The following is a 13,401-nucleotide window of genomic DNA, read 5'->3' on the forward strand; positions in this document are numbered from 1 at the left end:
TACGCCCGCCCGTCATCGAACGGTCACAGGAACGTCATCGCTTAGTCATCTGGCAAGCTTACTCTTTCGGTCACCTCCACCGACCGAGCCTGCCCGATGAATGTCACCTCGCCGTCCGACCGCGCCATCCTGCGCCCCTCCCTGATCGCCATTGCCGCTTCCGCCCTGTGCGTCTCGCTGGCCCACGCCGCCCCGGTGGACGAGATGCCCGCGGTCCAGGACACGACGCCGGCAGGCGCCGTTGCCACGGTCGAGATCTCGACCCGCAAGACCCGCTCCTCGGTAGCCATGACCGGCACCGAGATCCAGAAGGTGATGCCCGGCGTGAATCCGCTCAAGGCCTTGCAGGCGCTGCCCGGCGTGAGCTTCCAGACAGCGGACCCATGGGGGAACAACGAGCAGAACCTGTCGCTGTTCGTGCACGGCTTTAACGGCCAGCAGCTCGGCTACACGATGGATGGCGTGCCGCTCGGCGATCAGCAGTACGGCAACTACAACGGCCTGGCGCCGCAGCGCGCCGTCACCAGCGAGAACGTACGCAGCGTCGTGCTCTCGACCGGCGCCGGCGACCTGGGCACGCCGTCGACCAGCAACCTGGGCGGCACGATCGAGACCTATTCGAGCGACCCGCTGGGACGGCGCAACGTCAGCCTGCAGCAGACCGTCGGCAGCCACAAGGCCAGCCGCAGCTTCGTGCGCTTCGATTCAGGAAACCTGGGGGGCGGCAGCAGCTTTTACATCTCGGGCCTGCACCACGAAGCCAAGGCCTGGGATTTCAACGGCCGCCAGAGCAACGACCAGGTCAACGCCAAGTTCGTCCATCAGGGAGAGAAGGGCAAGCTGACCATCTTTGCCGACTGGTCCGACAAGATCGAGCCGAACGAGGATTCGAGCCTGCACCAGGCCGGCCTGAATTCGCCCTATACGCGCCCCTTCCTGTATCCGGACTTCGCCGCCGCGCTGGCTTACCTCGACCGCAGCGGCGCGCCGCCGGCTGCTGTCGGCGCGAACTTCCGCAACTACTACAGCGACGCCCAGCGCACCGATAAACTGGCCTACGTGAAGTACGACGCGTTCCTGACTGACGACCTCACCTGGACCAACCAGTACTACTTCCACCACAACGACGGCGTCGGCGTGGTCGCGGGGCCGATCAACCAGGCCGGCCTGCCGGCGCTGTTCCGGGTCTACTATCCGAACCAGGACCTCAAGACGGTGTTCGGCAATTCCGGCTATGCGACCCGCACCACCGAGTACAAGATCAACCGGCAGGGTGCAATGTCCACATTGCGCTGGGACTTCGGTGCGCACCGCATCCAGACGGGCCTCTGGTTCGAGCATAACAACTCGGGCGCCTACCGCCGCTGGTACGCGCTCGACGTCAACAACCCGAGCACGCCCTACCAGCGTCCATCGAACCCCCTCATCACGCAGTACGGCAGCGACATCGACAACAAGGTCGTCCAGTTCCACCTGCAGGACGAATGGAAGCTGCGCCCGGACCTGACGCTGCAGGGCGGCTTCAAATCGAGCCTGCAATTCGCCGAAGGCGTGTTCCCGGTGCAGCAGCTGCCGGCTGCGCTCAGCGGCGGCTCGCAAGGCCTGCCGGAAGGGAAGATCACGACCAAAAAATGGTTCCTGCCCCAGGTCGGCGCGCGCTGGGACATCTCCAGCACGGACCAGCTGTTTGCCAACATCCAGAAGAACATGCGCCAGTTCGTGACCTACGGCGGTGGCGGCAATTCGCCGTGGAGCCTGTCGTCGCAGCCGGCCTTCGACTACTTCAAGGCGACTGCGAAACCGGAAACCTCGGTGACCTATGAACTGGGCCTGCGCGATTCGCGCGCACTCGACATGGGGGCCTTGACCGCCTTCGACGGCCAGGTGACGCTGTACCACGTAAACTTCAGCGACCGCCAGCTGGCGATCAGCTCGAACCCGATCATCACCTCGTTCGCCGGCGGCACCACGATCCTGTCGAACGTTGGCAGCGTCAAGACCGACGGCGTCGATATCGGCGGCACCTTGCACTTCGGGCGCGCGTTCACGTTCTACGATGCCGTCTCCTACAACCGTTCCACCTACCAGGACAGCTACCTGTCCGGCACCACCGTCGTTCCGACCGCGGGCAAGACCGTGCCGAATACGCCGAAGTGGATGAACAAGTTCGTCGCCACTTTCAAGCCGGGCGCCGACCTCGAGTTCGCGCTGGCGGGCGACTTCGTCGGCCGGCGCTACGCGACTTATACCAACGACCTCGATGTGCCGAGCTACTTCCTGCTCGGCCTGAACGTCTCGGGTAAAGTACCGTTTTCGACGGGCTTCCTGAAAAACATGCGCTGGAGCGTGAACATGACCAACCTGGCCGACCGCAAGGGCGTGTTGCAGCCGAACGTCGGCCAGGCGAGCGGCAGCTACGCGACTTACCCGATCCCGCCGCGCATGGGCTTCTTCACGCTGAAGGCGGACATCTGATGCTACTGCCGATCCCCACTAGGCCGGCGCGCCGCCTGCTGCTGCGCGGCCTGGGGACAAGCCTTGCGCTGGCCGCCTTGCCCGATCTGGCGCGGGCAGGATCAGTGACGCGTCTCGACCCGAAGGCGGCGCCAGGGGTGTACGCGCACCGTGGCGCCAGCGCCCTGTATCCCGAGCACACGCTGGCGGCGTATGCGAAAGCGATCCACGATGGCGCCGATTTCGTCGAACCTGACCTCGTCTGCACGAAGGACGGGGTGCTGGTTGCGCGTCACGAGAACGCCATCACCGACACCACGGATGTGGCCAGCCGCGCCGAGTTCGCGGGCCGCAAGACCCGCAAGACCATCGACGGCGCGGCACACGAGGGCTGGTTCGTCTCCGACTTCACCTTTGCCGAACTCAAGACGCTGCGCGCGACCGAGCGCTTGCCGAAGATGCGCGGCACCAGCCACGACGGGCAATTCCAGCTCGTCAGCCTGGAAGAGATGATCGACTTCGTCGCCGCCGAGTCGGCAGCACGCGGACGCGTGATCGGCTTGACCCCGGAGCTGAAGCATTCGACCTGGTTCGGCGCCGCCGGCCTGGCGCTGGAAGAGCGCCTGGTCTCGACCCTGAACGCGCACGCCTACACGCGGCGTGCGCCGGTCACGGTGCAATCCTTCGAAACGGCGAACCTGAAGGGGCTGCGAAAAACGCTGGGCCGCTCCACCCATATCCGCCTGGCCCAGCTGGTGGTGGCTGGCGGCCGCAACGACGCCCTGCGGCCAGCTGACGTGGCACTCGCCGGCGGCAGCCTGACCTATGGCGAGATGGTGTCGCAGCGCGGCCTGCGCGTGATGGCGGCATATGCCGACGTCGTCGCGCCGATCAGCCGCGCCGTGATCCCGCTCGGGGCCGACGAGCGCCTGGGCAGGCCGACCACGCTGGTGGCGGACGCGCATCGGGCCGGCCTGCAGGTCGTCGCCTGGACCTTCCGACCCGAGAACGCTTTTCTTGCGGCCGACTTCCGGGACGACGCCGGCCCCAATGCGCGCAACGAAGCGGGGTCGATCGCGGAAATGCGGCGCTACCTCGAGACCGGCATCGACGGCCTGTTTTCGGACGATACCGCACTGGCACGCCGGGCGATCGGCGCCTGATTCGGTACAACACCGGAGCAACGCGTATCGCCAATCTCGACTAGACTTTCTCCATCCCCCTATTCGAGACTCCCATGATGCCCGCCACGCCTGTTCGTCTTTCCCGCCTTGCGCAAGCCCTTGCTCTGTCGCTGGCCTCCCTGGGAGGCGCCCATGCCGCCGACGAACCCGCCTACGGCCCCGAACTCGAAGGGTTCACCTATCCGGCGCCGGTCAAGCAATTCAATTTCACCTCGCAGGGCGTGAAACTGCACATGGCCTACATGGACATTGCCCCGCAAAGCAAGGCGAATGGCCGCACCGTCGTTCTCCTGCATGGCAAGAACTTCTGCGGCGCGACCTGGGACGCGAGCATGAAGGCGCTGAGTAAGGCCGGTTACCGCGTCGTGGTGCCCGACCAGATCGGCTTCTGCAAATCGAGCAAGCCGCAGCACTACCAGTACACCTTCCAGCAGCTGGCCGAGAACACGCGCGCGCTATTGGAGGCGATCGGCGTGAAGGGGCCGACCACGGTCATGGGCCACTCGACCGGCGGCATGCTGGCCGTGCGCTATGGCCTGATGTTCCCGCAGCAGACCGAGCAGCTCGTGCTGGTCAACCCGATCGGGCTGGAAGACTGGAAGGCGCTGGGCGTGCCGTCGCTCGGCGTCGATAAATGGTATCAGCGCGAACTGCAGACCACGGCCGACAGGATCCGCAACTACGAGAAAGCGACCTATTACGTCAACCAGTGGAAGCCGGAATACGAACCGCCGGTGCAGATGCTGGCCGGGATGTACCGGGGGCCGGGCAAGGAGATCGTGGCGTGGAATTCGGCGCTGCTGTACGACATGATCTATACGCAGCCGGTGGTCTACGAGTTCCCGCTGTTGACCATGCCGACCTTGCTGCTGATCGGGTTGAAGGACACGACCGCGATCGGCAAGGATGCGGCGCCGGAAGCGCTGCGGCCCAAGCTGGGGAATTATCCGGAACTGGCGCAAACGACGGCAAAGGCGATTCCGAAAGCGACGCTGGTGACCTTCCCCAACATGGGACATGCGCCGCAGATGCAGGATCCCGCAGCTTTTCATGCGGCCTTGTTGAAAGGGCTGGGCACGGCGGCTGCAAAAAAGGAGTGAGTTGAACGGCAGTTGGTTTCGTAGCAATCAAACAATGCTATCCTGTGCGGCTACAGACGTATCCCAGCCGCAAAGCAGCGATGATCACTGAACCAGACACAGAACAAAAATCCAGCCGGGCCTCCTACGCCGACGGCCCGCGCCTGCTGGCCGACATCGGCGCCACCCATGCCCGCTTCACGCTCGAAACCGCGCCCGGCGTGTTCCGCCAGACGGCGGTCCTGCGCTGCGACGACTACAGCGGCATCGTCCCGCTGCTGAACGCCTACCTCACCGGGCTCACCGAGCAGAAGGGCGAGCGCATCACGCACGCGGCTTTTGCGATGGCCAATCCGGTCAGCGGCGACATGGTGCGCATGACGAACCGCGACTGGCAGTTCTCGACCGACGAAGTGCGCCGCACGATGGGCTGGTCGACGCTCGTCATCGTCAACGACTTCACCGCGCTGGCGATGGCGCTGCCGGGTTTGGGCAGCAGCGACGTGCTGCAGGTCGGCGCCGGCAAGGCCCAGCCGCATGCGGTGGCGGGCGTACTCGGCGCCGGCACCGGTCTCGGTGTCTCGGGCGTGATTCCGACGGCCGACGGTTTTGTTACCCTGGGCAGCGAAGGCGGCCACGTGAATTTCGCACCGGGCGACGAGCGCGAGTTCGCGATCCTGCAGTACGCATGGCGCGAGTGGCCGCACGTGTCGAACGAGCGCATCATGTCCGGACCCGGCATGGAACTCATCTACCGCGCGCTGGCTGAACGCAACGGCGTGCAAGCGCCGCCGCGCACGGCCGCCGAGATCGTCGCCTGCGCGCTCGACGACCAGGATGCGCTCTGCCTGGAAGTACTCGAATGCTTCGCCGGCATGCTGGGCGGCGCGGCGGCGAACCTGGCGCTCACGCTCGGCGCCTTCGGCGGCATTTTCATTGGCGGCGGCATCGTGCCGCGCATTGCCCAGTGGTTCGCGACCTCGCCGTTCCGGGCGCGCTTCGAAGCGAAAGGGCGCTTTACCGATTACCTGGCGCAGATCCCGACCTATGTGATCATGACGCCGAACCCTGCCCTGCGCGGCGTGTCGACAATTTTGTCCGAACACCTGCGCGGGCGCAGCGGTGCCAACACGCTGATGGAGCGCGTCCAGCACCTGCAGCACGAACTGTCGCCGGCCGAGCAGCGTGTCGCCACGCTCGTGCTCGAGCATCCACGCAAGGTATTGTCCGAGCCGATCGCCGAGATCGCGCGCCTGGCCGACGTCAGCCAGCCGACCGTGATCCGCTTCTGCCGCTCGCTCGGCTTCCAGGGCCTGGCCGAATTCAAGCTGAAATTCGCCGGCAGCCTGACCGGCTCGATCCCCGTGCGCCACAGCCAGGTGCGCATGAGCGACAGCACCCATGACCTGTCGGCCAAGGTGATCGACAACACGGTCTCCGCGATCCTGAAATTCCGCGACGGGCTCGATGTGCACGCGATCGACCGCGCGATCGCCCTGTTGAAAAATGCCGGCAAGGTCGAGTTCTACGCGATGGGCAACGCGCGCGTCGTTGCGCTCGACGGCCAGCATAAATTCTTCCGCTTCCGCATCCCGACCACGGCGCACGGCGACGCCCACTTGTTCCAGCTGGCCGCCGAACTGCTCAAACCGAACGATGTCGTGATCGCGATTTCGACGGCGGGGCAGGCGCCCGAACTGCTGTCGGCAGTCGACGCCGCGCGCCGCGTCGGCGCCAGCGTGATCGCCATCACCAGCAGCAAGTCGGCCTTGGGGAAAAGGGCGCATGTCTGCCTCGCGGTCGATCATGCCGAAGACAGTACGATCTTCCTGTCGATGATTTCACGCATCCTGCAACTGCTCCTGATCGACATCATGGCGGTCGGGATCTCGCTGGGAGCGCAGGCGGAGCAGGATGGCGATATCGAAGCGCGCAAGCTGCTCATTTCGCACCTGGATATGTAAAAAAAAGCTGGGATCAGGTCTGACATTCGGACACGACCTCTACCCTAAGCAGCGAGCACTTGGCGAGGGTCAGGAATGAAATTATTGTTGAGCTTGTGTCCGAATGTCAGACCTGACCCCAGCCTTGGGGGTTTCATCATCGCACTGGTGCTGGCCGTGCTGATGCCGGCGCTTGCGTTTGCTGCAGAAAGTAATGTCCAGCAGAGTCCGCGCGCCACGGTGTCGCTGGTCAGCGACCATGCCGCTGTCAGCCCGGGGCAGACACTGCGCATCGGCCTGCGCCAACGCCTCGCACCGCACTGGCACACGTATTGGAAAAATCCCGGCGATGCGGGTTCGCCGCCCAATATCGAGTTCAATTTGCCGGAAGGCGTCACTGTCGGCGAGATTGCCTGGCCGGGCCCGGATCGTTTCATTATCGGGCCGGTTGCCAGCTATGGTTACGAGAACGAGATTGTCTTTCCCATGACCTTGTCCGTTCCGCAGAATGCGCGCCCCGGCAGCCAGGTGGTGATCGAGGCCAAGGCCGATTGGGTGGTCTGCGAGAAGGAATGTATTCCGGAAGAAGGCAAGTTCCGATTGGCCTTGCCTGTCGCGGCGAGTGCGCGCCCGGCAAGCGCTGTCATCCGCGCGTCGTTCGATTTGGCCGATGCCCGGCAGCCGCAATCACCGCCCTGGAAGGCTTCGGTCATTGCTGGCGAATCGACACTGCAACTGCGCGTGGAGGGCGAGGGCATTTCTTCACGATCCGTGCAATCGGCCCTGTATTTCCCGGAAAGCTGGGGTATCGTCGACCACGTCGGTAAACAGGCGCTCGAGGTAGAGGACGGCAGACTGAGCTTGACGCTGCCGAAAGGTCAGGGCTACCAACCGGGGCCATCAGCAGGATTGCTGGCGATTACGGACGGTGGAGGACAGAAACGCTGGTTCGCGCTGGCGCTGACACCCACCGCGGCCGCTGCTGTTGAAACTCCCGCCAGCCTGCCCCTGTGGCAGATGGCCGCCTTCGCTTTCCTCGGCGGCTTGATCCTGAATCTGATGCCTTGCGTGTTTCCTGTACTGGCCATCAAGGCCGCGGCATTGGCCGGCATGTCCGGCACCGATCGCCGCGCGGTACGTCTGTCCGGCGTGTTTTACACGCTGGGCGTATTGGCTGCATTCATGGCGCTTGCCATTGCATTGCTGGCAGTGCGTGCAGGCGGCAACGCTGTCGGCTGGGGCTTTCAGTTCCAGTCACCCCTGTTCGTGGCGGCAATGTGCTGGTTGATGCTGGCAATCGGCTTGAATCTGTCCGGCGTATTCGAGGTGGGTGCTTCCCTCGCCGGCGCCGGCCAACAGCTTGCGCAGCGCAAGGGGCACGCCGGCAGCTTCTTCACGGGTTTGCTGGCAGTGGTGGTGGCGACACCCTGCACCGCCCCTTTCATGGGAGCGGCGATCGGTTCGGCGCTGGTGGCGCCCGCTTTTGTCAGCCTCCTTGTGTTCGCGATGATGGGCGTCGGTCTGGCACTGCCTTTCCTGCTACTCGGAATCGTCCCGGCAATCGCGCAAAGCTTGCCGCGACCCGGTCTATGGATGCTCAGGCTGCGCCAGGCCATGGCCTTTCCCATGTATGCCACGGCCGCGTGGCTGTTGTGGGTGCTGGCCCAGCAGGCGGGCGAAGCCGGTCTGCGCATGGCGCTGGCCGGCATGGTACTCGTCGGCCTGGTGGGCTGGCTGGTGGGCCTGGGCCAGCAAGGCGTGAAGAAGAGTTGGTGGCCACGCGGTGTGGCGCTGCTTGGGGTTGCCGGGCTGATTGGGCTGATGGTCACCTTGCACACCACCGAGCCACCGCAGGCCTCGTCCGGCCCGACAGCAACGCGTGCCGAACCTTATAGTGCCGAGCGGCTCGCCAGCCTGCGCGCCGAGGGCAAGCCGGTCTTCGTCAACATGACCGCCGCCTGGTGCATCACCTGCCTGGTGAACGAACGCACGACCTTGTCGACAGCCGCCGTGCAGCAGTCCATGCAGGATCACGATGTGCTCTACATGAAGGGCGACTGGACCAATCGCGATCCTGCCATCACGGCATTTCTACGGTCGTTTCAGCGTGATGGTCTGCCGTTTTATGTCTATTATCCGGCGCGCAAGGAGCCGGTGGTCTTGCCGCCGGTGCTGACACAGGCGATCGTAACGGATACATTCAAGCTGGAGCAGTAATTCGATTGGCCTTACCGGTTTTTCCGGTTTTTCAACCATGTACTTTTACAGGAGGGATTTCATGAACCGTTTTCCACGCCGCGCCATGCTGCGCACGACTGCATTGACGGCAGCCCTGTTGGGCAGTAGCTGGACATTGGGCGCTGCGTCAGCAATGGCTGCACCCACAATCGGACAGGCAGCGCCGTCCTTTGTTGCGGTCGACAGCAAAGGTCAGCAACACAAGCTGGCTGATTTCAAGGGCAAGGTCGTTGTCCTGGAATGGACCAATCATGAATGTCCTTACGTGCAGAAGCACTATAAGTCGTCGAATATGCAGAATCTGCAAAAGCAGGCGAAGGATGCGGGCGCCGTGTGGTTGAGCGTGATTTCGTCGGCGCCCGGCGAGCAGGGGCATGTCGCCGGCGTCAGGGCCGATGAATTGACCGCCAGCCGTAGTGCTGCACCCGCCGCGGTCTTGCTCGATCCGCAAGGCGACATTGGAAAATCCTACGACGCGCGCACCACGCCGCACATGTATGTAATCGATGCCAACGGTGTATTGCGGTATGCGGGCGGTATCGACAGCATCGGGTCCAACAAGGTGGCCGATATCGACAAGGCCGATCCCTTTTTCAAGACCGCGCTGGAATCGGTCGTGAAGGGCGACAAGGTTGCGCAGCCTGTAACGCGCCCTTATGGTTGCGGCGTGAAGTACAAATCCTGAACCTGACATGTCATTCGTTTTACCAGCAACGTCAATCAGCCCGCTGCAAAGGTGGGCTGATTGACGTTGCTGACCGTTTCCAGCTGGGGTCAGGTCTGACATTGAGACACGTCCTCTGCCATAGCCCTCCAGGATTCTTCAAAGCAGCTACTACCCGGCCGAGGGTAGTGATGAAAGTATTGTTGAGCTTGTGTCCGAATGTCAACCGACCCCAGCCTTTTGCTTTCACGTTGTAGCAATCAGGAAACTGCAATATGATCCAGAACCCAGGTGTGCCGCACCGACTGTTCTTCCTATTCTGAGGATCTGATTGCATGAAGCGTTTCCCCTCGACCCTTTTGCTGGCCGCGTGCCTGACATCGACCGTATCGGTCCCGACACACGCCGCGACTCCGAAACAGCCGGCACCAAAGGCGGCACTGAAAGTGGACTTCCAGAAGTTCACGCTGGCGAATGGATTGCAGGTGGTGTTTCACATCGACCGTTCCGATCCGGTCGTTGCCGTGAACCTGACGGCGCATGTGGGGTCGGCCCGTGAGAAAGCCGGGCGCACCGGTTTCGCGCACCTGTTCGAACATCTGCTGTTCCTCGAATCGGAAAACCTGGGCAAGGGTGGCCTCGACAAGATGAGCGCGCGTATCGGCGGCTCTGGCGCCAACGGGTCGACGTCGCAGGACCGCACCAATTATCTGCAGACGGTCCCCAAGGACGCGCTCGAAAAAATGATCTGGGCCGAAGCGGACAAACTAGGCTGGTTCATCAACACCGTCACCGATCCCGTGCTGGCAAAGGAAAAACAGGTCGTCAAGAACGAGAAGCGCCAGGGCGTGGACAACGCGCCGTACGGGCATACTTACTACGTCATCAACAAGGCCCTGTACCCGGCGGACCATCCGTACAACTGGCAGGTCATCGGTTCGCTCGACGACCTGCAAAATGCCCAGCTCGACGACGTCAAGGAGTTTTTCCGCCTGTGGTACGTGCCGAACAATGTCACCCTGGTGCTGGCAGGCGATTTCGATCCGGTCCAGGCGCGCAAGTGGGTCGAGCAGTATTTTTCCGAGATCAAGCGCGGTGATCCGATCAACGCCATGGCCAAGCGTCCTGGCGTAGTCAAGCAGACCGTGAAGCTGGTCCACGAAGACAATTTCGCCAAATTGCCCGAACTGAATATGGCGTGGCCGACCGTCGAAGACCTGCACGCGGATGCTTACGCGCTTGAAGTGCTGGCCGAATACCTGTCCCAAACCAAGCGCGCGCCGTTCTACAAAGTCCTGGTCGAAGACAGCAAGCTGGCGCCAAACGTCCAGATCGGGAATAACACGTCCGAACTGGCGGGCCAGTTCATGCTGAGGATTCGTGCATTTGAAGGAAAACCCCTCGATGAGGTGGCCGCCGCGGTCGACCAGGCGTTTGCCAAATTCGAACAGGAAGGCATTCCTGAGAAAGACCTGAACCGGATCAAGGCCGGCCTCGAGACCCGTTTCTATAACTCGGTCTCCAGCGTGCTCGGCAAATCGGCGCTGCTCGCCGAATACAACTATTTGACCGGCAATCCAGGCTATGTCGCGGAGGGCGTCAAGAAAACGCTGGCCGTGTCGGCTGCCGATGTGCGGCGCGTGTACGCCACCTATATCAAGGGCAAACCCTACGTCGCGACCAGCTTCGTCCCCAAGGGCAAGCTGGCGCTGGCCCTCTCCGGCTCGGCCAAAGCCGAAGTCGTCGAAGAGAAAGTGGTGCAGGGCGCGGAAACTGCGGTCGACGCGAGTGTGAATGCCGCCTATACCAAGACCCCATCCGCATTCGACCGCAGCAAAGAGCCGGCGTACGGCGCAACGCCTGCCGTCAAGGTGCCGGCGGTGTGGGACACCACGCTGTCGAACGGCATGCGCGTGGTCGGCATCGAGAACAGGGAAGTGCCGCTGGTGCAATTCGATATCGCAATCGATGGCGGCCTGTTGCTCGACCGGATCGACAAGGTAGGCGTTGCCAACCTGATGGCGCGCATGATGACGCAGGGAACAGCGCAGAAAACCCCGCAGGAACTGGAAGAAGCGATCCTGCAATTGGGCGCGACGATCAATGTAGCGGCACGTAGCGAAGATATACGGGTCAGCGTGACAACCCTGGCGCGCAATTACGACGCCACCCTGGCCCTGGTCCAGGAAATCCTGTTGCAGCCGCGCTGGGACGAGAAGGAATTCGCGCTGATCAAACAAAGCGTGCTGAGCCAGATTCGCCAGCAGGAAGCCGATCCGAATGCGCTGGCCAGCAGCAATTTCAACAAGCTGATCCATGCGAAGGACGATCTCCGTTCGCGCAACATCCTTGGCACGTCGGATACCGTCAATGCGATCACCATCGACGACCTGAAGCGGTATTACCGTGCCAACCTGTCGCCGTCAAACGCACGCATGCATGTGGTCGGCGCCATGCCGAAAGCGGCCGTTGCGCGCTCGCTTGCCGGGCTCAACCGCGAGTGGAAGGCCAAACCCGTCACGCTGCCGGCGGTGTCAACCGCAGTCGGCCAGGCGCCCGGCAAAGTCTACTTTGTCGATGTGCCGGATGCGAAGCAATCGGTGCTGCAGGTGGGCTACCGGGCGCTGGCGGTCACCGACCCGGACTATTACCCGGCCACGGTGATGAACTACATCCTGGGCGGCGGCGGTTTCGCTTCACGCCTGACCCAGCAACTGCGCGAAGGGCAGGGCTACACCTACGGGATCAACTCGAATTTTGCCGGCAGCAAGAGCGCCGGGCCATTCACCATCGCCAGCGGCGTGCGCAGCAACGTCACGCTCGAGTCGACCCAGCTGGTGAAACAGATCCTGCAGGACTACGGCACGACCTATTCGGCGGCCGACCTGGACACCACGAAGAACTTCCTCGTCAAGAGTAATGCGCGCGCTTTCGAGACCTCCGCTGCGAAACTGGCCATGCTCGATAACATCAGCAAGTACGGCTGGCGCGCCGACTACGTCAAGGAGCGCGAGCAGATCGTGAAGGCGATGACGCTGCCGCAGATCCAGGCCTTGTCGCAAAAATACCTTGATCCGTCGAAGATGGTCTGGCTCGTGGTCGGCGACGGGAAAACCCAGCTGCCGCGGATGAAGGCGCTCGGCTTTGATGAGCCGGTACTGATCGCTAAATAATCGACATGAAGCATAGTGTAAACAGCGGTCTGGTCTATTCCACCGATGGCGGACGCATGTGCCCCGACTGCCGTCAGCCCTCCGCGCAGTGCGTGTGCAAGGCCAAGGCCGTGGCCGCAGGTGACGGTGTGGTACGAGTGTCACGCCAGACGAAGGGCCGGGGCGGCAAGAGCGTCACGCTGGTCAAGGGACTCGCGCTCGATGCCGCTCAATTGGCCTTGCTGGGCAAGCAGTTACGCACGGCATGCGGTTCCGGCGGGACTGTGAAGGATGGCGTGATTGAGGTGCAGGGCGACCACTGCGAGCTGGTCATGGAAGTGCTCAGGGCGAACGGCTACGATCTGAAGCGATCTGGTGGCTGAAACATTAAGACGCAGAACGTCTGCATTCGACTCAGTCCGTGTAAAACTCATATCGATGTGACTGGGAGCTCAATCGTACCGACGGGCGACTATCCTGGAATATAAAGAAGCGGTTCAAGCCGCCTCCATGGCTTGATGGTCGTGTATAGGTGCTCGACAGTCGCGCGCTGGATTCCCCCGGCGTCCGTCGTCTTTTCAGATGATCCCATTGAGTCATCCACCGCTGTGAGCTTGGCGTACACTAATCCTTGACTAGGTTGGCTCTGCAGTTCGATGCCCGCCTCACGACAGCCAAAACTTCTTC

At 62.7% G+C, this 13,401-nt stretch carries 8 protein-coding genes; all 8 read left to right on the plus strand.

Translation table 11 applies throughout. The annotated features are described in order from the left end of the window. Nucleotides 1-96: 96 nt before the first annotated feature. Entirely contained in the window at nucleotides 97-2,475 is a 2,379-nt protein-coding gene (locus tag ACHAC9_RS21200) for a TonB-dependent receptor (protein WP_435763152.1), read from the plus strand. Beyond that, nucleotides 2,475-3,617, plus strand: coding sequence for a glycerophosphodiester phosphodiesterase (locus ACHAC9_RS21205; RefSeq protein ID WP_435763154.1), 1,143 nt, complete (start codon nucleotides 2,475-2,477; stop codon nucleotides 3,615-3,617). The genes ACHAC9_RS21200 and ACHAC9_RS21205 overlap by 1 nt, the downstream gene beginning before the upstream one ends. A gap of 77 nt (nucleotides 3,618-3,694) precedes the next feature. Continuing rightward, entirely contained in the window at nucleotides 3,695-4,738 is a 1,044-nt protein-coding gene (locus ACHAC9_RS21210) for an alpha/beta fold hydrolase (protein WP_435763205.1), read from the plus strand. 80 nt (nucleotides 4,739-4,818) lie between these two features. Continuing rightward, complete coding sequence (glk, locus tag ACHAC9_RS21215; RefSeq protein ID WP_435763156.1) at nucleotides 4,819-6,681, plus strand: glucokinase; 1,863 nt, start codon at nucleotides 4,819-4,821, stop codon at nucleotides 6,679-6,681. A 75-nt stretch (nucleotides 6,682-6,756) separates the two neighbouring features. Continuing rightward, the gene (locus ACHAC9_RS21220) at nucleotides 6,757-8,877 is read left to right on the plus strand and encodes a protein-disulfide reductase DsbD family protein (RefSeq protein ID WP_435763159.1); all 2,121 of its coding nucleotides are present in this window, start codon (nucleotides 6,757-6,759) and stop codon (nucleotides 8,875-8,877) included. A gap of 61 nt (nucleotides 8,878-8,938) precedes the next feature. Further along, nucleotides 8,939-9,583, plus strand: a complete 645-nt coding sequence (locus ACHAC9_RS21225; RefSeq protein WP_435763162.1) for a redoxin domain-containing protein — start codon at nucleotides 8,939-8,941, stop codon at nucleotides 9,581-9,583. Nucleotides 9,584-9,897: 314 nt separating this feature from the next. Then, nucleotides 9,898-12,735 (plus strand): M16 family metallopeptidase, encoded by a 2,838-nt coding sequence (locus ACHAC9_RS21230; protein ID WP_435763164.1) that lies wholly within the window; start codon nucleotides 9,898-9,900, stop codon nucleotides 12,733-12,735. A 5-nt stretch (nucleotides 12,736-12,740) separates the two neighbouring features. After that, nucleotides 12,741-13,097, plus strand: coding sequence for a translation initiation factor Sui1 (locus ACHAC9_RS21235; RefSeq protein WP_435763166.1), 357 nt, complete (start codon nucleotides 12,741-12,743; stop codon nucleotides 13,095-13,097). The last annotated feature ends 304 nt before the right edge of the window (nucleotides 13,098-13,401 follow it).

The organism is Massilia sp. CMS3.1 (assembly GCF_051262535.1).
GTDB lineage: Bacteria > Pseudomonadota > Gammaproteobacteria > Burkholderiales > Burkholderiaceae_D > Telluria.